General features: G+C 41.6%; 22 protein-coding genes. 16 read left to right on the top strand and 6 right to left on the bottom strand.

The window, feature by feature from the left end; genetic code table 11:
• Window positions 1-17: 17 nt before the first annotated feature.
• On the bottom strand, window positions 18-143 hold the full coding sequence (locus KOLE_RS11810) for a hypothetical protein (RefSeq protein ID WP_015868495.1): 126 nt from the start codon (window positions 141-143) through the stop codon (window positions 18-20).
• Between the two features lie 29 nt (window positions 144-172).
• Between KOLE_RS11810 and KOLE_RS11675 the strand changes: the two genes are divergently transcribed.
• Together KOLE_RS11675 and KOLE_RS11160 are read left to right on the top strand one after the other, a co-directional pair.
• Window positions 173-1,462: an HD domain-containing phosphohydrolase gene (locus KOLE_RS11675; RefSeq protein WP_015868494.1), complete on the top strand. Its 1,290-nt coding sequence runs from the start codon at window positions 173-175 to the stop codon at window positions 1,460-1,462.
• A gap of 11 nt (window positions 1,463-1,473) precedes the next feature.
• Entirely contained in the window at window positions 1,474-3,258 is a 1,785-nt protein-coding gene (locus tag KOLE_RS11160; protein WP_049753255.1) for an HD-GYP domain-containing protein, read from the top strand.
• An 11-nt stretch (window positions 3,259-3,269) separates the two neighbouring features.
• Here KOLE_RS11160 and KOLE_RS05705 read toward each other — a convergent pair whose 3' ends face one another.
• Entirely contained in the window at window positions 3,270-3,764 is a 495-nt protein-coding gene (locus KOLE_RS05705) for an inorganic diphosphatase (RefSeq protein WP_015868492.1), read from the bottom strand.
• 752 nt (window positions 3,765-4,516) lie between these two features.
• On the opposite strand from KOLE_RS05705, the gene KOLE_RS05700 reads away from it, so the two are divergent.
• The 10 genes from KOLE_RS05700 to KOLE_RS05655 all read left to right on the top strand — a co-directional run bounded on the left by KOLE_RS05700 (window position 4,517) and on the right by KOLE_RS05655 (window position 10,761).
• Window positions 4,517-4,804, top strand: a complete 288-nt coding sequence (locus KOLE_RS05700; RefSeq protein ID WP_015868491.1) for a DUF5320 domain-containing protein — start codon at window positions 4,517-4,519, stop codon at window positions 4,802-4,804.
• A gap of 4 nt (window positions 4,805-4,808) precedes the next feature.
• Complete coding sequence (locus tag KOLE_RS05695; RefSeq protein ID WP_015868490.1) at window positions 4,809-5,072, top strand: DUF5320 domain-containing protein; 264 nt, start codon at window positions 4,809-4,811, stop codon at window positions 5,070-5,072.
• Between the two features lie 146 nt (window positions 5,073-5,218).
• The gene (locus KOLE_RS05690) at window positions 5,219-6,067 is read left to right on the top strand and encodes an ATP-binding protein (protein WP_015868489.1); all 849 of its coding nucleotides are present in this window, start codon (window positions 5,219-5,221) and stop codon (window positions 6,065-6,067) included.
• Window positions 6,064-6,927 carry an ATP-binding protein gene (locus KOLE_RS05685; protein ID WP_015868488.1) on the top strand — a complete coding sequence of 288 codons (864 nt, stop codon included), beginning with the start codon at window positions 6,064-6,066 and terminating at the stop codon, window positions 6,925-6,927. Before KOLE_RS05690 ends, KOLE_RS05685 begins: the two co-directional genes overlap by 4 nt.
• Window positions 6,928-6,938: 11 nt before the next feature.
• Window positions 6,939-7,304, top strand: a complete 366-nt coding sequence (locus KOLE_RS05680; RefSeq protein WP_015868487.1) for a NifB/NifX family molybdenum-iron cluster-binding protein — start codon at window positions 6,939-6,941, stop codon at window positions 7,302-7,304.
• Window positions 7,305-7,332: 28 nt separating this feature from the next.
• Complete coding sequence (locus tag KOLE_RS05675; RefSeq protein ID WP_015868486.1) at window positions 7,333-7,683, top strand: NifB/NifX family molybdenum-iron cluster-binding protein; 351 nt, start codon at window positions 7,333-7,335, stop codon at window positions 7,681-7,683.
• Window positions 7,684-7,695: 12 nt separating this feature from the next.
• Complete coding sequence (locus KOLE_RS05670) at window positions 7,696-7,983, top strand: DUF362 domain-containing protein (protein ID WP_015868485.1); 288 nt, start codon at window positions 7,696-7,698, stop codon at window positions 7,981-7,983.
• Window positions 7,980-8,939: a radical SAM protein gene (locus KOLE_RS05665; RefSeq protein ID WP_015868484.1), complete on the top strand. Its 960-nt coding sequence runs from the start codon at window positions 7,980-7,982 to the stop codon at window positions 8,937-8,939. Before KOLE_RS05670 ends, KOLE_RS05665 begins: the two co-directional genes overlap by 4 nt.
• A gap of 5 nt (window positions 8,940-8,944) precedes the next feature.
• A complete protein-coding gene (locus KOLE_RS05660; RefSeq protein ID WP_015868483.1) occupies window positions 8,945-10,291 on the top strand; it encodes an FAD-dependent oxidoreductase in 1,347 nt (448 codons plus the stop codon).
• A gap of 86 nt (window positions 10,292-10,377) precedes the next feature.
• Window positions 10,378-10,761, top strand: coding sequence for a PadR family transcriptional regulator (locus tag KOLE_RS05655; protein ID WP_015868482.1), 384 nt, complete (start codon window positions 10,378-10,380; stop codon window positions 10,759-10,761).
• A 48-nt stretch (window positions 10,762-10,809) separates the two neighbouring features.
• On the opposite strand, the gene KOLE_RS05650 is transcribed toward KOLE_RS05655, so the two are convergent.
• A complete protein-coding gene (locus tag KOLE_RS05650; RefSeq protein WP_015868481.1) occupies window positions 10,810-11,454 on the bottom strand; it encodes a peroxiredoxin in 645 nt (214 codons plus the stop codon).
• Window positions 11,455-11,738: 284 nt separating this feature from the next.
• Here KOLE_RS05650 and KOLE_RS05645 point away from each other — a divergent pair, with 284 nt between their 5' ends.
• The 4 genes from KOLE_RS05645 to KOLE_RS05630 all read left to right on the top strand — a co-directional run bounded on the left by KOLE_RS05645 (window position 11,739) and on the right by KOLE_RS05630 (window position 16,326).
• Window positions 11,739-12,041 carry a hypothetical protein gene (locus KOLE_RS05645; protein ID WP_015868480.1) on the top strand — a complete coding sequence of 101 codons (303 nt, stop codon included), beginning with the start codon at window positions 11,739-11,741 and terminating at the stop codon, window positions 12,039-12,041.
• A gap of 9 nt (window positions 12,042-12,050) precedes the next feature.
• A complete protein-coding gene (locus KOLE_RS05640) occupies window positions 12,051-13,730 on the top strand; it encodes a LytS/YhcK type 5TM receptor domain-containing protein (RefSeq protein ID WP_015868479.1) in 1,680 nt (559 codons plus the stop codon).
• Between the two features lie 75 nt (window positions 13,731-13,805).
• Window positions 13,806-14,513 carry a LytR/AlgR family response regulator transcription factor gene (locus KOLE_RS05635; protein ID WP_015868478.1) on the top strand — a complete coding sequence of 236 codons (708 nt, stop codon included), beginning with the start codon at window positions 13,806-13,808 and terminating at the stop codon, window positions 14,511-14,513.
• Between the two features lie 115 nt (window positions 14,514-14,628).
• Complete coding sequence (locus tag KOLE_RS05630) at window positions 14,629-16,326, top strand: carbon starvation CstA family protein (RefSeq protein WP_015868477.1); 1,698 nt, start codon at window positions 14,629-14,631, stop codon at window positions 16,324-16,326.
• A gap of 56 nt (window positions 16,327-16,382) precedes the next feature.
• On the opposite strand, the gene KOLE_RS05625 is transcribed toward KOLE_RS05630, so the two are convergent.
• Genes KOLE_RS05625 through KOLE_RS05615 form a run of 3 tightly spaced genes read right to left on the bottom strand, consistent with a single transcriptional unit; the run spans window position 16,383 to window position 18,917 of the window.
• The gene (locus KOLE_RS05625) at window positions 16,383-17,351 is read right to left on the bottom strand and encodes an ABC transporter ATP-binding protein (protein ID WP_015868476.1); all 969 of its coding nucleotides are present in this window, start codon (window positions 17,349-17,351) and stop codon (window positions 16,383-16,385) included.
• 23 nt (window positions 17,352-17,374) lie between these two features.
• On the bottom strand, window positions 17,375-18,151 hold the full coding sequence (locus tag KOLE_RS05620) for an ABC transporter permease (RefSeq protein WP_015868475.1): 777 nt from the start codon (window positions 18,149-18,151) through the stop codon (window positions 17,375-17,377).
• Window position 18,152: 1 nt separating this feature from the next.
• Window positions 18,153-18,917, bottom strand: a complete 765-nt coding sequence (locus tag KOLE_RS05615) for an ABC transporter permease (protein WP_015868474.1) — start codon at window positions 18,915-18,917, stop codon at window positions 18,153-18,155.
• Window positions 18,918-19,178: the final 261 nt, after the last annotated feature.

Here is a 19,178-nt window from a genome sequence, read left to right as displayed (position 1 = left end):
TTTGGTATTCGAGAAGATTATCCCTCTTTTTCGAGTAGATTTATTTTTGACGCAACGTTCCCTTTTCGAGTAGATTTTTTTTGAAGCAATTCGCCTTCTTCATTTTCTGTGAGAAATTGGAGTATAATATCTTTGATTTCCATGGGCCCTGTATCCCTCCTTTGTATGGTTTATGTGTTCTTCCTATTCTAGGATACAGGGCTTTTTTTATTTTTACAGCATTTATTTTATACTGCCAAAAAAGACCCGCAAAATAATCTATGCTAATCCCGCCGCAGAAAGACTTTTTGAGGGTCGAAAACTCATTGATTCTACTTTTGATTATGCCATTTCGAATGAAAGGATCCAGGAATTTGTGTTAAACCTTCCAAATAACCGCAAAAAAATTGTCCAGATGAATGCAGAAAAGGTTTTTCTTGGTAATGAAGAAGCTTTTGTTATCACTCTTGTGAATGTGACCAAAGAAAAAATGGAATTGAAACAACTGACAAAAATTAAAGAACGTCTTGATCTGGCTCTTGAGGGAACTGAAGCGGGTATCTGGGATCTTGATCTTAAAACAAATGAAGTTTTTTTGGATGAACGTTTCGCCGTTCTTTTCGGATGGGATAACGCGGGGACGATCAGCGGAAGTGCGATCGGGAAATTCTTTGCTATTGTTCATCCGGAAGACGTTAGAAGAACCAAAGAAATGTTGGAAAATCATTTGAAAGGACTTTCGGATAAATATGAAGTAGAAGCTCGCCTGTATACAAAATCAGGAGAATGGAAGTGGGCCTTCATCAGCGGGAAAGTTGTCGAATGGGATGAAAATGGTAAGCCAGTAAGAATGGTTGGAACAGTAAGAGATATAACGGAAAATAAAAAGGTTCACTTTGAACTTCAAGAGACGTTACGAGGAGCTATCCGCGTTCTGGGAAAGATCGTTGAAAAGAAAGATCCTTATACTGCGGGACACCAACATAGGGTCTCTATTTTGGCTAACAAGATTGCAAAAGAATTGAATTTACCAGAGGATAGAGTTACCGCTGTTGCTATGGCCGGGTTAGTTCATGATATAGGAAAAATATCTATACCGTCCGAAATATTAGTAAAACCGGGTTCACTTACACCGATTGAATGGCAAATAATAAAAAGCCATCCAGAAGCTGGTTATGAAATCCTCAAAGAAATTAAGTTTCCGTGGCCAATCGCAGATATTGTTCTTCAGCATCACGAAAGAATGGATGGTTCAGGATATCCTAAAGGATTGAAAAACGGTGAAATTCTCTTAGAAGCAAGAATCTTAGCCGTTGCTGATGTAGTTGAAGCGATGTCTTCACACAGACCTTATAGACCAGCACTGGGGATCGATAATGCTCTTGAAGAAATTGATAAAAATGCTGGAAAGCTGTATGATCCAGATGTGGTGCAAGCTTGTTTGAAGATTTTCAAGGAAGGATTTAGTTTTAATAGAAAATAGGATGATGGCTGATGAAAAAAAGTGTGAGAACATACATAAACATTTTACTCTATGCTACCATTGTTTCTTTCGGTGCAATTGGGGCTATGCTTCTATTATTCGGATTAGCCAGCTTAAGGCTTGCGTACTATGAAAAAATCGCAAATGACTTCTCGAAAATTAACGCAATGGTTTTGGAAGTTGGAAAACTTCATAATCTCTATCATGATAGTAAGGGACAAATACAAGAAGTTCCAGAGTACGCGGAGACACTATCAAAACTATCCAAAGAATTAAGGGAACTTGAAAAATATTCTTCGCAAATCCCTATAACCTTTTCTTCCGATGAAATGCTTCCGCTGATAACAGACGAATATCAGTACCTACGGTTTGCCACGATTCTTAAAGATTTGCAGAGAAAAGTGGAAAATTGGGTATACGACAGGGTCCGGTTTGTTAACAAATTAAAAAATGTAGCGTTGTATATCATAATTGCCAGTCTTGGGAGCATGGTGGTTGTCTTACTATTTATCTGGAGAAGCTTTAAACACTATTTGGAATATGTTCAGCAGAGTATGGAAAATATAGATTCCTTTCTTGAACATGAAAAATTAAAAACACAACTAAAATCAACGTTGAAGGAAACAGAAGGGGTCCGTGAAAGTACAGAAAAGATTATCAATGAGCTGAAGTTTGACAAAGAACTGTTGAATATTCCAACCGTTGGAACTCTGGAGGATATCGTTCCCAACATATTTGAGACATTGAATAAATATGTGAATGTGGATCGGATAGCATTTGCTTTTTTAGATGAGTTAGGAAATGTCATCGCAGAAACGGCCGTGTCAAAAGCGGGTGAAATACGCCTTAGATCAGGTTTCGTCTATAGGCTTGATCACACAACACTCAGCAAAATCATAGAAAACAGGCATCCACGTATAATTAACGATCTCCAACATTACTATGAAAATGTACATAAGTCCGAGGTAACCAGACTTATTTTAGAAGAAGGCATGAGATCGAGCATAACCGTTCCTATATTTGTTAATCATAGGTGCATAGGCTTTTTCTTCGTGAACAGTACAAAAGCGAACTTTTTTACAGAGGAAAATGCTTCCAGAATTGAACGTTTTGTAAGGATTATCAAGGGTCTTATTTACAATTCTTACATAAACCAGGAGCTGATTGCGACAACCGCGAGAACCTTTGCTGATATCGTAGAAAAAAAAGACCTCGAGACCGGCGAACATTTAACAAGGGTTTCGATGTATTCGTATTTAATTGCTTCCAGACTTGCAAAAGACGACGACAGACTCACGCCAAAGTTCATTCGCGAAGTACTATGGTTCAGTCCATTACACGACATCGGAAAAGTGGGGATCCCAGACAAAATACTTCTGAAACCTGGAAAACTCACCAAAGAAGAATTTGAAATCATGAAAACTCACGTAATTATAGGTGAAGGTGTTTTGCAAAAGATGAGCAAAAATCTTATATCAAAAGTTGGCATTGACTTTATGAAAACTGCAAGGGATGTAATAATAGGGCATCATGAAAAATGGGACGGAAGTGGTTATCCTTATGGGTTGAAGGGCGAACAGATTCCCCTTGCTGGGCGCATAGTAGCAGTTGCTGATGTTTTTGACGCATTAACATCACGAAGGCCTTACAAACCGGCCTTCAAGTTTGAAACAGCGCTTAAAATGTTGCGCCAGGATCGCGGAAAACGATTTGATCCTGTTGTTCTTGATGCGTTTTTTGATGTTCTGGATGAAGTAAAGCGTACATACGAACTGCACCAAGATAAAGACCGATAGACGCAAAAGCGTTACTTATTCTTTTTCTTCACTTCTTGATAGCGTCTTTGAGCTTCTTCTATTATCCTTTCAGCAGCTTCTCTTCTTTCCCAACCTTCGGTACCAGTGACCTTGTTTTCAAGTTGTTTGTAAATAGAGAAAAAGTTTTCTATCTCTCTAAGGAGGTGTGGCGGAACTTGCTCTAGATTCTCAATATGATTCCAGAGAGGATCTTTCACGGGAACACATAATATCTTTTCATCAGTTCCTTTTTCGTCCCACATCTTGAAAACACCAACTGGGACTACATCTATAATGCACCCGGGGAAGGTTGGTTCTGAAACAAGAACCATGGCATCAAGCGGATCTCCATCTAACGCAAGCGTATCGCAAATGAACCCATAGTCAGCTGGATAATGAACAGATGAGAAAAGAGTTCTATCGAATCGAATCATTTTCTTTTCTTTGTCATATTCATACTTGTTTCTGCTACCTTTGGGAATTTCAACCATCACTGTAACAACCATTGATATCTCCTCCCGATTTCAAAATCTCTTTTCATTGTGCCATTTTAACACTAGAAAGCTCGATAAACAAATCGATCAAAAATTCTCAATTCTTTCCGTCATTTTCAATTTTACATCATAATTTCTTCGAGGGCTAAGAATCCGAGAGTTCAAGAAAAGCCGTTGTCAGTTGCTAGTTGTTAGTTGATAGCCTCGAGGCTTGAAGTGACTATGTCGCTGGTATAAAAAGGGCACAGCATGCTGTATAAAACTCGAGAGCCGAGAATCGAGAACCCGAGAAGGTAAAACGACCAATAGCAAATCATAGTAACCACAAAGGGCGGAAAATGTTCTAGCCCACAATGAAAAACAGCGATTTATTACAACCTCGCAAATCTTGCTCGTCATCCTGAATTTGATTCAGGATCCGGTCCTGAAAACAAGATTCTGGATGGAACATCTCCAGAATGACTGTTTTGTGAGAAGATGGTACGGTCCGCGTTTTCTCTCGATTCTTACGCACAACCTACAACCCACAACCTACAACGGTTTTTATCGCTGCGAAGCAGTTCGTAGCAACCACGTAGTGGTTCGAAACAACTCTGAAAGAGTTCGCAACAACCGCTTGCGGTTCGCGTCGTTTTACAATCTGACAGCCTCGCGAGCGCCATGTTTTATGATCTCCAAAACGCTCCTTGACATCAAGAAGGGTATCGTAGTATTATATATGTAGACAACATATATATATGATACAATTCAAGGAGGTGAATTATATGCCAAATGGTTTCGGAAGAGGTTATGGCAGAGGCTATGGACGCGGTTTTGGCAGAGGCTACGGCAGAGGTTACGGTAGAATGGCCGGTTGGGGTTATGGTGGTTATGGATATGATTATGGACTCGAGCGTGATTATTTCCGCGGTCCTGTATATGACCTTTATGGCCCCTGGGGACCCGATCCTAAGGAAGAAGAGCAGATGTTAATGGAATACAAAGCATTCCTTGAAGAAGAATTAGCTGAAGTTGAAAAAAAGCTAAAAGAACTCCAGAATCAAGGGAGGTGAAAAAATGCCCTTTGGTGATGGAACTGGCCCCATGGGATACGGTCCAATGACCGGACGTGGACTTGGTTGGTGCTCGACAAGATTTTACCCCGGTAGAGGCTTTTCTCCTTTAAGAAGTTCTGTATGGTTCAACCCTAATGCACCGCGCTACGGATGGACAGGGCTCAGAGGACCCGGTCTGGCCTGGAGACACGGATGGTACGGTAGAGGAGCTGGTTTCGGAAGAGGCTATGGTTTCGGTAGAGGTTGGGGCCGTGGATGGTGGTAATTTTTTAGACAAAATATTCATGGCTTGAAAGAGGCCTCCAATAGCTGTGCTATAAACCATTGTTATGGATCATGCAAAGTTCATCGAGGCCTCTTTCTTTGTATGAAGAGTTTACCTCTAATCATCTTTTTTAGGAGGGTTGAATCTTGGTAATAGCTGTGCTCAGTGGAAAGGGTGGAACAGGAAAAACTACCATAGCAACAAATCTAGCATGGACTCTTTCAAGAGCAACGCCGGTCCAGCTTCTTGACGCTGACGTAGAAGAGCCGAATTCCCATCTTTTCTTCGAAGTAAAGTTCGAACATGAGGAGCAGGTCCTTCTTTTGCTTCCAAAGGTGAATAAAGATAAATGCACGCTATGTGGTGAATGTGCCAGAGTCTGTCAATTCGGCGCTATATCCGTTTTCAAAACAGGGGTAATGGTTTTTGACAGCCTTTGTCACGGTTGCGGCGCCTGTTCGATAATATGTCCAACCAAAGCAATATATGAAGTACCAAAAGAAATAGGTGTTGTTAAACTGGGTAAAGTAGATGAAAACCTATCCTTTGGAATGGGATTGTTGAATATAGGAGAACCTTCTGGTGTCAGGGTTATACGTCAGTTGAAAAAACATATAGATGGTTCCCGGATAACGATTATCGATGCACCCCCAGGAACTTCCTGTCCTGTTGTTGAAACACTGCGTGGTGCAGATTTTGCCCTTATGGTAACCGAAGCAACTCCTTTTGGACTGCACGATCTAAGACTGGCGGTAGATGTTGTGAAAGAAATGAAAATTCCCATGGGAATCATAGTAAATAGAGCATCTGATGATTACACTGAAGTAGAGAAATTCGCAAAAGAAAAAGACATTCCAGTTTTAGAAAGGATTCCCTTTGATAGAGATATAGCAGAATGCTACTCTCGCGGACTTCTCTTTACAAAAGAAGATCCTGAGTGGTTTATACGCTTCGAAAAACTCTTTGATAACATAACCGGAGTGATGAAGAAATGAAGCAAATAGCCATCGTCAGCGGAAAAGGTGGAACGGGGAAGACGACTCTTTCAGGTTCGCTTTCATATCTTTTCGATAATCATGTAATGGCTGATTGTGATGTGGACGCGCCGAACCTTCATCTTCTTATGAAACCAGAAACACTTGAAATTCATGAGTATATCGGCGGGAAAAAAGCTGAAATAAATGATACTTGTATTGCTTGCGGCATATGCGAACGAACCTGCCGCTTCGATGCCATAAGACCTGGAAATCCTTATTCTGTGGATCCATACGCCTGTGAAGGTTGTGGAGCATGCGTTCTCACCTGCCCGATAAATGCAATCTCCTTAAATGACAACCGTTCTGGTGTTTATTACCTTTCGAAAGTCGATGATCTTCCGTTAAGCCATGCACTACTCGATCCCGGGGAAGAAACCTCCGGTGGATTGATAGCCGAAGTAAGAAAATTGGCCTTGAAGGCTGCAGAAGATGAGAAAAGGGAAACGATCATAATAGATGGCTCCCCAGGTATCGGATGTGCCGCTACCTCTTCTATTACTGGAGCGAATTACGTTGTTATTGTTGCGGAACCTACAGTCTCAGGGCTCCATGATCTCGACAGAATTGTTCAAACTGTCCGTCATTTTAGAAGGAAATTTGGGATCGTGATAAACAAATTTGACCTCAACCTGGATAAGACCCAGGAGATTATTGACTGGTGCAAAAAAGAAAACATTGAGATTCTTGGGAAAATACCTTTCGATCCCATGGTACGTGAAGCGACTATAAAAGCGGAACCCGTAGTTATTAACGAAAATTCAAAAGCCGCCAAAGCAATAAGGGAGATATACAAAAAAATCAAAGATCAACTTAGTTAGGAGGTGGAACTGTGATTATTGCCGTTCCTGTAATGAATGATGCTTGTCTTGAAGCCAAGATTTCTGAACATTTCGGGCATGCTCCATACTTTGCTTTTGTAAAAGTTGAAGACAATAAAATTTCTTCAGTGGAAATTGAACCCAATCCATTTGAAGATCATGGACCAGGTGAGATTCCCGAGTATATTTATCGAAAGGGTGCGAAAGTTCTTATAGCTCGGGGAATGGGTGCTAGAGCTAAAGCTTTTTTCAGCAGTTTTGGTGTTGAAGTGTTGACAGGCGCAAGTGGTTCTCTAAAAGAAATTATTGATGGTTATCTTGAAGGGCAGTTGAAAAGTGTTAATTATGAACCTGATAAGAAGTTCCATAATCATTGATTCTTTAGAACCTGGAGGTGAATAGAAGATGAAGTACGCTTTGCCAGTTAAAGATAAGAGCCTTGATGCGGAGGTTGATGATAGATTCGCAAGAGCAGCCTTTTTCGTTATATACGATTCAGATACAGAAGAAGCGGAATTTTTCGAAAATGAAGGAACTCAGGCTCACGGTGCCGGACCAAAAATGGTTGAAACTCTGGCAAGCAAAGGAGCCGAAGTCCTCATAGCGAAAAATGTCGGTCAAAATGCTTTTTCCGCTTTGAAACAGGTTGGAATGAAGGTTCTGCTCGCTAAGGAGGGAACAGCCAGGGAGAACATAGAAAGCGCCATGAACGGTGATCTCTCAGCACTTGAAACTCCCGGGCCTTCCCATGGATGAGGAGGTAGTTCAATGCCGTGGGTTAAAGAAAACGATTGTATCGGGTGCGGCCTTTGTGTACAGGCTTGCCCGGTTGAGAACGCAATTAAAATGAAAGACAGAAAAGCCGTGATAGACAATTCCGTCTGTACGCGCTGCGGAAAGTGTTTTGATGTATGCCCCAAAAACGCAATCCATCCCAATTCTGAAAACCCCTTTCTACGTGGAAGAGGAATAGGCGGAGGAGGACGGGGCCGAGGCCGCAGCATGGGACGCGGATTTGGAAGAGGAATTGGTCGGGGGCGAGGCGGAGCCATATGAACCACCCCAACGCCAGAAATAAGAATTCGAGACATGTTTATGGAATCGTCCCTTCACGAAGACTGGGAAGATCCCTCGGTGTGAGCACCGTTCCTTTCAAGGTCTGCAATTATTCCTGTGTTTACTGTCAACTTGGAAGAACCACGAAGGTGTGTAACACAAGACAGAGCTTTTATCCTACAAACGAAATTTTGGGTGAACTCGAAGAATTTTTAAAAGTACACAATGAGAACGAATATGATGTTATAACCCTCGTTTCGGAAGGAGAGCCGTTGTTGTATAGACCCATAGATATCATAATATCCGGGATAAAGAGATTATCAAAAAAACCCGTTGTGGTCATTACCAACGGCTCTTTATTTTACGATGAAAATGTAAGAAATGAAGTCAGACAAGCGGATATTATAATGCCCACTCTTGATGCCTGGGATGACGAAAGCTTCAAGCGCATTAACAGGCCCTTCGGCAAATTGAGTTTCGAGGAGGTTTATAAAGGCCTTCTTGAATTAAGAAATTTATTCCCGGGTGAAGTATGGCTCGAGGTCATGCTTGTAAAGGGGCTTAATGACTCTAAAGAGCAATTAGAAAGATTAACTGAGCGAATCGCAAGACTAAAACCTGATAGGGTGTATGTCAATGTTCCGCTACGCCCTCCAGCAGAACCATGGGTTGAAAAGCCCGATGAGGTAACGATAAAACAGGCACGAGAGTTATTCAATGCTATAAGCATTGAAAAAGGTGCTCCCGGAAAATTCGTTTCTCCCGAGAGTGATGCTGAAAGTGCTCTTCTGGAGATTATAAAGCGCCATCCAATGTCAAAAAGTGATATATGCAGTTTTTTGGAACAAAGGAAAATTAACAGCGAACAATTCCTGAGAGAGTTCGAAAGCCTTGGTCACGTAAAAAAGATTGTCTACAATGGAACTGTATTCTACAGATTCATAAAGGAGGGATAACTTCGATGAAAAGGGACGTTATCATAATCGGTGGAGGCCCCGCCGGGCTTGTTACTGCAACAACAGCAAAGAAAACCTATCCAGACAAAGAAATCCTGATAATCAGAAAAGAAAAAGTCGGACTTGTTCCCTGCGGTATTCCGTACATTTTTGGTACCATAGGTTCGGTTGACGGCAACATAATGGGAACCAAACCCGCAGAAAACCTCGGTGTGGAATTCATGACTGCGGAGGTTACCAGCGTAGATTTCGAAGCCAAAATAGTTGAAACAGCGTCAGGTGAAAGCGTCCAGTATGACAAACTTGTTTTCGCTACTGGTTCCATACCGGTTATCCCAAAAATAGAAGGAGCGGAATTAAGCGGTGTTTACGCAGTTCCAAAGAATAAAGAAGAGATAGAGAAGGTTTATGAAGCGGCTAAGAAAGCGCATAATGTAATAATCATTGGCGGAGGATTCATCGGCGTCGAAGTTGGCGATGAAATCAGAAAGATGGGAAAGAAAGTTACGATAATTGAAGCTAAGCCTCATCTCCTTCCTGCCGCTTTCGACGAATCTTTTGGCAAGTTGATGGAAGAAAATCTTAAGGAAAAAAATGTCGTTGTGATGACCGAAACCCTTGTAACAAAGATTCTTGGAACAGATAAGGTCGAAGGGGTTGAACTTTCCAGTGGTGAAAAACTCTCAACAGACATGGTCATTTTTGCTGTGGGGTACAAACCGAATACTGAACTTGTGAAGAAGCTTCCTATCCATCTCGGATACAGTGGTTCCATCTGGGTGGATGAATACATGAGAACCAGCGTTAAAGATGTTTTCGCTGTCGGAGATTGTGCGGAACACAAGGATTTCTTCACCAGAAAGCCAAGTAAACTCATGCTGGCATCTACAGCTGCATTTGACGCAAGAGTTGCTGGAGCGAATCTTTACACCCTTAAAGTTGTGAGAGAGAATCATGGAAATCTGGGAGTATTCTCAACCTCGGTCGAAGGATTGACGCTTGGGGCTGCTGGAATGACATACAAAACGGCCTGCGAGGAAGGTTTCGAATGTGTAGTTGGAGAGGCAAAAAGCATAGATAGGCATCCTGGTACACTTCCAGATAAAAGCAGCCTTTATGTAATGTTGATCTTCTCAAAGGAGAGTGGAATACTGCTTGGTGCACAGATAGCTGGTGGAAAGAGTGTAGGCGAAATGATAAATATTCTTGGACTTGGCTTACAAATGGGAGTTACGGCTAACGACCTGGTAACCATGCAGATAGGCACCCATCCACTTTTGACATCTGCTCCCACTGTATATCCAATTATAACTGCAGCTGAAGCTGCTATAAGAAAACTTAGAGCTGAATAGTAAGATGAACCCATGTATAATTGGGTTGGGATCCTTAGATTCCAACCCAGTTATTTTATACCCGGATAAACTTAGGGGTGATGTATATGCCTGGTTTTGGTAGAGGTTTTGGCAGAGGTAGAGGAATGTGGCGCTGGTGGCAAAGTGCCTTTTTACTACTTTTAATAGCAGAGAAACCGGGCCACGGCTACGAATTATCCGAAAGGCTTAGAGAACTTGGCCTGGCAAAACAGGGAATCAGTAACATGGGGAATCTCTACCGTCTGCTTGCAGAACTGGAAATGAATGGTTTTGTAATTGCCGATTGGGATACTTCTGCCCCCGGTCCAGCAAAAAAGATTTACCGTATAACAGATTCTGGAATGATGTTTCTCGATGAAGCTGCTTCCCATATTCTGGAATTTGAAAAGGTCCTTTCGGAATTTAAGGAAAAATACAACAGGTTAAGAAATAGAAAAGGCGAGGAATAAATCCTCGCCTTAACTGTGCTTTTTGATATAGGGGGCAATTGAAGTCAATTAATCAACTTTTTTGTGGCAAAACCACCAATCGAAGCACTGATATTCTTCTTTTCTCTTTTCTGCAGTTTCCATGTCGCTTGCAGGTGGAATAATAACCTCATCACCAATAAGCTCGTTGTTGGGCCAATTTGCAGGAATAGCAACGCCCTTATCGTCAGAAACCTGGAATCCTTTGATCATTCTTAAGATTTCGTCAACGTTTCTGCCAAGCTCCTGCGGGTAGTAAAGTATAGCACGGATGGTTCCTTCTGGATCAACGATAAAAACAGCCCTGACAGTATTCGTCCCTTTTCCGGGATGGATTAGCCCAAGCTTGGAAGCAACTTTACCAGTATCATCAGCGATTACAGGGAATTTAATCTCTACATTAAGATTGTCCTTGATCCATTCAACCCATTTAATGTGGGAGAACACCTGGTCAATGCTCAAACCTATTAATTCAGTGTTTAGCTTTTTGAACTCATCGTATCGCTTTTGGAAAGCAACAAATTCGGTCGTACAAACCGGTGTAAAATCAGCAGGATGGCTGAAGAGAATGAACCATTTGCCTTTGAAAGCGTCCGGAAGCTTCATAACTCCATGTGTTGTTTGGACTTTTAGTTCCGGAAATTTTTCACCTATCAATGGGATTCTTTCTTCCATATAAACTCACCTCCAATTTTGTTTGTTACAATTTATAACACATCTAAATTGCTACATTTATTATACTACTTTTCTTCCATAAAAGTCAAGAAACCGAATTGCCTCATAAAAAATCTACTCGAAAAGGGAACGTTGCGTCAAAAATAAATCTACTCAAAAAAGAGGGATAATCTTTCTTGGCACTTAAAGTAACGCAAATGAGAAATAATGATACGCGATAAAGGTTCAAATTACAGCTAGTGTATAATAAATTTGTTCTTGCTGAACCAAACGGAGGAGATAAAGTGGCAGAGTACCAGGTTGCAATAATTTATGGGCGATTAGCGGGAGTTGAAGATTTTAGAGCTATCAAAGACTACTTTGAAAAAGGGTTTTCAACAAAATTTATTTTCTTCGTTAGCAGGGAACCTGTAGGAGCGGCGACAGAATTCATCAAAGAACTTCTCTATTGCGATGTTAAAGTCGTTGAGAACCCCAGAAAGGAAGCAAAGAAACTTTTTAAAAAACTCAAAGCCTCAGGACAAAAGGTGTTTATCATAGCCAGCGACGAATTTGGATACAGAGGCATGAGTGGAGATCCGGTTTAGGGGGAGAGTATGTTTGAAAACATCGCTTTCATCCTGATTGAGAGAGTAGCCATAATCACCATGACCATCTATATTATTTTCACTTTTTCTTTCTCTCAAAGACACCTAATCATACGTTCCAAACCACAATCAACCATTTTTATAGGAATTCTTGGGGGAGTTCTCGGTATCATAGGAACCTTTCTCGGAATAGAGTATAAAACGGCTATAACAAACTATCGAGATATGGGGGTTATAATCGCAGCAGTCATAGGCGGGCCGATATCCGGAACTATAAGCGGCCTTATCGCTGGACTTCACAGGATGACCCTTGGAGGAGTTACCGGGATATCGTGTTCATTAGCAACCATCATGGTTGGTGTTCTAACAGGTTTTTCACGAAAACTCTTCGGGCCGAAGCTTCTACGTCCTCAGTTTGTGGTTCCCTTGACAATTGGAATGGAATTTTTACACCTTGGCTTTGTTTATCTGGTAACCTTCCCAAAAGACATTGCCGCAGACATAGTGACCACTGTTTTGCTTCCAATGGTTTTAGGAAATTCAATCGGCGTCTTATTGCTTTCACTCATATTCAGAAACCTCCAAATAGAAAAAGAGAATGTAACCGAAGAAACCACTCAATCGATGTTCAAAATAGTAGAGAACACGATAGGTCTTATAGATAAAGGACTCAATGAGACCACAGCAAGACAGATATGTGAAACGATAAAGAAATTGACAAGTTTTGACGCTGTAGCGCTCACAACAAGAGAAAAAATCCTGAGTCACGTTGGCGCCGGCGAAGATCACCACACCCCGGGAAATCCAAATCTCACAGAATCCACAAGACTAACCATTCAAAAAGGTAAAGCTAGACTAATAAAACACCGTTCAGGTATTGGTTGCAGTCATAAAAACTGTCCCCTGTTCAGAGGCATTCTCATTCCCATAAAATTCACAAATGGCGAGACTATTGGAACGTTGAAGTTATACAAAACAAAGGAAAATGACATAGAGAAGTACGAGATAACCTTTGCAAAGGGCCTTGGACAGATACTTTCTCTTGAACTCGAACTTTCAAAAACCAGCAAAGAAGCCAGAGACAACGCGGAAGCGCGTTACAGGCAACTTGTAGCCAAAACAGATCCTCATTTCCTTTTCAACATACTCAATGCTCTGGCTTACCTAACCAGGCACGATTCAGAAAAAGCCAGAGAAATGATCCTAAAACTCTCAGAAATGATGAGATATACACTTCGCGAAAAGAGAACCTTCGTTCCTCTGGACGACGAACTCTCTTTTGTAAGAAATTACCTGCAACTCATGAAAATCCGTTTTGGCGAGCTTTTGGACTTCAAAATGGAAAAGGACCTCAAAGAACCATTTTGGATTCCACCTTTTACAATCCAACCGATAGTAGAGAACTCGATCAAGCACGGCATGATACCAAACAAAAAGCTATTCGTAAGAATCAGTGTGAAAGTTAAATCAAGGAATGTCGAGATCTTGATATTCGACACAGGAAAGGGTATAGAAAATGAAAATAAGCTTCAAACAGGTATTGGGTTAAAATTGATAAGGGAAAGATTGTCTAACCTGTACGGAGAAAAAGCCCATTTGGAAGTTAATAGCAAACCAATGAAAGGGACGACCATAACGATAAGAATACCGGAATCACTGGCAAAGAAAAAGGTTAGTGAAATAAGCTAAGTATGCTTGAAGAAGGGAGGCATAGGCGTTTATTTCTCCGAGTTTTGAAATTGAAAATCTAAACGCCAAAAGCTTATGAATATAAAAGCTATCGTTGTCGACGATGAAATAATCGCCAGGAAAGCAATTATCGAGCTTATCGAAGATTATCAAAATATTGAAGTGATGGGCGAAGCTTCTTCGGCGGAAGAGGCCCTGGACATAATTAAAACAAAAAAACCGAATGTTGTTTTTCTCGATATCCAGCTTCCTGGATTCAATGGAGTTGAATTTGTTGAACTGTTGAATCGACTTGAAGAAAAGGTCCTTGTCGTTTTCATATCTGCCTATGATGAATATGCTCTCGATGCTTTTGAAGTTGATGCAGTGGATTACCTGATGAAACCGGTAAGTCCGGAAAGGTTCGCGGTAACAGTTGAACGCATCGAAAAGGTTCTGGCTAAAGAGGGAGTGCTGGAAAAAGTTCCGGTGAAAGAAGATAATCTTCTTGAGATGGTTGATCTTGAAGAGATTTTCTATTTCGAGTCTATGGATAAAAAAGTTTATCTCCACACGAAAGAAGATGAGCTTGAAGTTTATCGTTACAATCTCTCAGAATTAGAATCAAGTCTTCCATCTTTTTTTGCAAGAGTACATAAGTCATTTATTGTAAACCTAAAAAAAGTTAGACGTTTCTCCTCATGGCCAGGAAGCCGTTCATACTTTCTCACTCTTTCCAATGGAAAGGAAATCCCGATAGGAAAGAACTACAAAAGTAAGATTAAGAAGCTCCTCCACCTCTAGCCCGCCTTTCACTCCAAAATCTGCGCCTTTTGCTCCAAAAGAATTGATCGTTCACAAATTCAATTAATAAAATTAAGATTGCGGGTTTACTAATCTCAATGGAGGAGGAGAGCTTATGAACTCATTGTTTCTGGCTATACTCACGTTTGTTGGGTATATCATCGCCTACAACACCTACGGCAGATGGATAGGAAACAAGATCTTCAAACTAAACAACAAAAACGTGATGCCTTCCCACAAGTACGAAGATGGGGTCGATTACGTTCCCACAAAGCGTCATATTATACTCGGGCACCACTTCACAACCATTGCCGGTACCGGTCCGATAGTTGGCCCCGCAATAGGTGTTATCTGGGGATGGGTTCCAGCTTTTATCTGGGTTTTCTTTGGTTCGATCTTCATGGGAGCTGTTCATGATTTCTCAGCCCTTGTAATCTCTGCAAGGCATGAGGGGAAAACCATAGGCGAACTCACAAGAGGGCTCATAAGCAATCGAACAGCTGTTGTATTCCTCATACTCATCCAGTTCTTGCTGTGGATCGTTATAGCCATATTCGCCATGATAATGGGTATACTTTTTAACATGTACCCGGCATCAGTATTCCCCGTCTGGATGGAAATTCCCATAGCTTTGCTCCTTTCCTACATGATTTACAAAAAAGGCAAGAGCGATGTCGTATGGTCAATCATAGCAATAATAGCCATGTATGTTACGATCTGGATAGGTCTGTATCTCCCGATAACGGTTCCTCCAATAGCAGGATCATCCGTTATCACATGGTCGTTGATACTCTTCGTATACGTTTTCATAGCCTCGACACTTCCCGTTCACTGGCTCTTACAGCCAAGGGATTACATAAACTCCCACGAACTCTTAATAGCTATGGGGCTCTTAACGGCTGGCGTATTTGTGGCACACCCAACCATAGTGGCTCCTGCATTCAATAGCGTCCCGGATGCCCCGCCAATACTCCCAATGCTATTTATAACTATCGCATGTGGAGCGATTTCTGGATTCCACAGTCTGGCTGCTTCAGGAACAACGGTAAAACAGGTTGACAAAGAGACGGATACGCTGGCTGTTGGGTACGGCGGAATGATTCTGGAAGGCGTTCTTGCCACACTCGTTATCATAGCCGTTACAGCCGGACTCGGTATGTCAGGAGGCGCTCAGGTATTCACTGAAAGATATGCAAGCTGGGCGAGCGCGAGTGGGCTTGGTGCAAAGCTTGCGGCCGTTGTTGATGGATCTGCCAACCTTATGGCTTCTCTCGGTATACCTAGAGATCTGGCCGCTTCCATCATGGCGGTCTTCATCGTCTCCTTTGCTGGGACAACTCTCGATTCAGCTACGAGGATTCAGAGATTTTCGTTGCAGGAACTTTTGAAAAACCGCAAAGGTAAAACTATCAAACCCTTTGACAATAGATACGTTGCAACATTTGTGGTAGTTTTTGCAGCAGCAGTCCTCGCTTTCTTGAAGCCCGGTGGTAAGGGTGCTCTCATACTCTGGCCACTCTTTGGTGCTCTTAACCAGCTTCTCGCCGGTCTTGCTCTTATGATTGCAACGGTTTATCTCGCAAAGAAGAAGAGACCTTTCTACGTTACTCTTATTCCAATGGTGTTCATGCTGACGATGACAATATGGGCAACCTTCTACAACCTGAATAAATTTATCGCAACCCAGAACTGGCTGCTGATATTCATCTCAGTTGTCACATTGCTCATTACCGCCTGGATGATTTATGAATCTGCAAAAGCTATTGCTAACTCGAAATCACAGAAACCGTTGGTAGAAGAACTTGAGGATTGAGAAATAGAAAACATAATAAAAAACAGGTGGGCACCCCCCACCTGTTTTTTTGCCTTCTAATTTTGTCTGTAAATGGCTTTTATGATCTCTTCTATATCAGGTTCTTCCACCCGGAAATCTTCAATCTCAAACTTCTGAAAAAGTCTCTTTGCAATTTCACCAGGACGTTCTTTATTATGTAGTTTTACAACGATCTCGTCCCTTTCCTGATGATATGTTCCACCTATCTCAGATAGGAACCTAAGGCTTTCTGAGGAAACTTTTTTGTAGGACTCTTTTAATGTAGCCCTGATAACTGTCGGAATGTCTGTGAGCGCCTTCAATCCGGGGACTTTTCCTTTGTAAATGAGGGTACCGTGGTTTATGATCAAAATTTCGTTGCAAAGGGTCTCTATATCTTTCAGATCATGGGTGGTGAGGAATATTGTCTTCCCTTGCCTGTTTAGCTCCATTAAAAAATCCTGAACTCTATGTTTGGAAACAACATCCAGGCCGATTGTCGGTTCATCGAGAAACAAAATATCTGGATCGTGGATCATTGCTGCCGCGAGCTCCGCACGCATACGCTGTCCTAAACTGAGCTGCCTGACTGGTTGATTCAAGATTTCAGATAGGTGCAGCCTCTCAATAAGATATTTAATATGCTTCCTATATTTATCGTCAGGAACTTTGTAAAGCGCTTTCAACAAAGTATAGGTGTCCTTTACCGGAAGATCCCACCACATCTGCGTTTTTTGGCCGAAAACAACCCCTATGTTTTTCACATACTCTTTTCTGTTTTTCCAGGGACACCATTTATCTACCCTAACCGTTCCATGATCCGGAACCATGATCCCGGTCAAAATTTTGATTGTAGTTGACTTTCCGGCACCATTTGGACCGATATAGCCGAGGAATTCTCCGCGTTTTACGGTAAAATCTACATTTCTCAATGCTCTAACTATTCTTTTCTTCCTTTTCAGTCCTGTTCTTTCATAAACCGTGTAATTTTTTTGTAGCTCTTTCACTTCAATAAAATCATCCATAATGATCACCTCCTGTGTAACCGCTACGTTCCCGTGCTGGTGTAATGTTTTACTCCGGTTCCCCAGAGTAGAAATGTTACAGGGACGAGCACGGAAACCGTAATAAATGGGGCAAAGAGAGCAAAGATGTCGTTCGTTTTGTGCAACAAATAGGCGAGAGGATAATAAGCAATGGTTGCCAATGGAATAACAAAGGTAAGTATATTTCTCAGAAAAGGGCCGTAGATACTTATCGGATAAGCTGCCGCCGCTTTTGTAGAATAAAAAGCCACAACCCTGATATCTTCATTCCTAACTGACCAGAAAGCTACCGTTGCGAGTAATAGATTGATGCAGAAATGAATAACTGCTGAAAAAGCTACCAGGACGATATACCACAGAATGAATCTAACATTCCACATACCAGCGTACGTGATTCCAAATGCACCGAGACCCACAGCCTGAATAATATCGCCCATTCGTCTTAGTTCTATTCGCTGGAGAATAAGTTGTTTGATCGTTGAAATCGGCCTGACAAGAATAGCATCAAAACGTCCGGTGATGATCAAATCCTGGAAACGAAGGATGCCGTCTCCAAAAATTCTAAAGATCCCCCAACCAGCTTCTACGATCGAGTAGATAATTGCTACTTCGGAAAGTGACCATCCTCCCATATCTTTAAAGGTAAGCATCATAAACGCAATTATGAGAAAATCACTGAACATCGCGAGCCCGCTTACGATCATATCAACGTAAAAATTGACGCGGTATTCGATTTGAGATTTCAAACTTGCAACAAGAAGAGCTTTGAATACACCCATTTTATCCCCCCTGGATCCTGATTTCTTTTTTTATAAGCTCGGTAAGTCCAAAAGCTGTAAGCCCCAACGTGAGTATCCAGAACCACTGGATCCCAAAAGCCTTAATGGGATCAATTTTTCCAAGATAAACACTTCCCGGTATATAGCTTGTTGAGGCGAAAGGGAGCAACGGCATTATCTTTCTCAGGAATGCTGGATAGTACTGTGCTGGTAAAAAATATCCTCCGAAAAGGTTCATAAAAAAGTAGTACATTCCCTGAGCAGCTGTGTAGTTAAGAAATTTGACCATCCATAAGCCCACAAAATAGTTCATGAAAAATGAGATTACAAAGGCATTGGAAACCGATACCATATAAGGAATTATCCTTCCTGCATCCGGAAACTTCACGCCAAGTAACGTTACTCCCAGGAGATAAATGGGCAATGATCTGAAAACAAAGTTATAAACGATATGCCCAAGAACTTCAAAGAAACTCTGGTACATCAGGCCATAGGGTCGAATGAGGTCGAACACGATCGTTCCATCGTAAACCTTACGGATTAAAAAAGCACCGCGCGGAAGAAACATGGTTACCCAGAGTGCAGATTGGTTGACCATAACGTAAGTAATCATGGTCGAGGCTTCGGGTGAATCGCCAAGAACGGCTTTCCATATACAGACGAAGATATAGCCAAAAACAAAACTTCCGATGTTGGCAGCGACGTGATTCAACAGGTAAACCTGGTTCCGCAAGAAAGAGGCTCTGGCAATTGCTAGACCACGCACAAAAAACTCCTCCTTTCGGACGGAGCGGTTCCCAAGGTGAAGAAAAGGGTAGATAACGCAGTGTTCAAGCAAAATAGCGAACTTATCGAAGACACAAAATGCGGCAGCGAAGGAAATTATAACATCTAACTTCCAATAAAAAAAGTCGTACATCACGAATGAAACCATTCTGTAACACAGCGTTTTTCACAAAACTTTGCTGCTAAACCGTAAATTTGTATAATATACTGTTGTCAAAAAAATTGACAAGGGGGAATAAGT

Source organism: Kosmotoga olearia TBF 19.5.1, assembly GCF_000023325.1.
GTDB lineage: Bacteria > Thermotogota > Thermotogae > Petrotogales > Kosmotogaceae > Kosmotoga > Kosmotoga olearia.
The sequence above is the reverse complement of the archived record's forward strand: the minus strand, read 5'-3'. Positions and strand labels throughout refer to the sequence as shown.

What these genes read in the sequence shown, in the direction of transcription:
- KOLE_RS11810 (WP_015868495.1), bottom strand. Translation starts at nt 143, where the DNA reads ATGGAAATCAAAGATATTATACTCCAATTTCTCACAGAAAATGAAGAA.
- KOLE_RS11675 (WP_015868494.1), top strand. Translation starts at nt 173, where the DNA reads ATGTGTTCTTCCTATTCTAGGATACAGGGCTTTTTTTATTTTTACAGC.
- KOLE_RS11160 (WP_049753255.1), top strand. Translation starts at nt 1,474, where the DNA reads ATGAAAAAAAGTGTGAGAACATACATAAACATTTTACTCTATGCTACC.
- KOLE_RS05705 (WP_015868492.1), bottom strand. Translation starts at nt 3,764, where the DNA reads ATGGTTGTTACAGTGATGGTTGAAATTCCCAAAGGTAGCAGAAACAAG.
- KOLE_RS05700 (WP_015868491.1), top strand. Translation starts at nt 4,517, where the DNA reads ATGCCAAATGGTTTCGGAAGAGGTTATGGCAGAGGCTATGGACGCGGT.
- KOLE_RS05695 (WP_015868490.1), top strand. Translation starts at nt 4,809, where the DNA reads ATGCCCTTTGGTGATGGAACTGGCCCCATGGGATACGGTCCAATGACC.
- KOLE_RS05685 (WP_015868488.1), top strand. Translation starts at nt 6,064, where the DNA reads ATGAAGCAAATAGCCATCGTCAGCGGAAAAGGTGGAACGGGGAAGACG.
- KOLE_RS05675 (WP_015868486.1), top strand. Translation starts at nt 7,333, where the DNA reads ATGAAGTACGCTTTGCCAGTTAAAGATAAGAGCCTTGATGCGGAGGTT.
- KOLE_RS05670 (WP_015868485.1), top strand. Translation starts at nt 7,696, where the DNA reads ATGCCGTGGGTTAAAGAAAACGATTGTATCGGGTGCGGCCTTTGTGTA.
- KOLE_RS05665 (WP_015868484.1), top strand. Translation starts at nt 7,980, where the DNA reads ATGAACCACCCCAACGCCAGAAATAAGAATTCGAGACATGTTTATGGA.
- KOLE_RS05660 (WP_015868483.1), top strand. Translation starts at nt 8,945, where the DNA reads ATGAAAAGGGACGTTATCATAATCGGTGGAGGCCCCGCCGGGCTTGTT.
- KOLE_RS05655 (WP_015868482.1), top strand. Translation starts at nt 10,378, where the DNA reads ATGCCTGGTTTTGGTAGAGGTTTTGGCAGAGGTAGAGGAATGTGGCGC.
- KOLE_RS05650 (WP_015868481.1), bottom strand. Translation starts at nt 11,454, where the DNA reads ATGGAAGAAAGAATCCCATTGATAGGTGAAAAATTTCCGGAACTAAAA.
- KOLE_RS05640 (WP_015868479.1), top strand. Translation starts at nt 12,051, where the DNA reads ATGTTTGAAAACATCGCTTTCATCCTGATTGAGAGAGTAGCCATAATC.
- KOLE_RS05635 (WP_015868478.1), top strand. Translation starts at nt 13,806, where the DNA reads ATGAATATAAAAGCTATCGTTGTCGACGATGAAATAATCGCCAGGAAA.
- KOLE_RS05630 (WP_015868477.1), top strand. Translation starts at nt 14,629, where the DNA reads ATGAACTCATTGTTTCTGGCTATACTCACGTTTGTTGGGTATATCATC.
- KOLE_RS05625 (WP_015868476.1), bottom strand. Translation starts at nt 17,351, where the DNA reads ATGGATGATTTTATTGAAGTGAAAGAGCTACAAAAAAATTACACGGTT.
- KOLE_RS05620 (WP_015868475.1), bottom strand. Translation starts at nt 18,151, where the DNA reads ATGGGTGTATTCAAAGCTCTTCTTGTTGCAAGTTTGAAATCTCAAATC.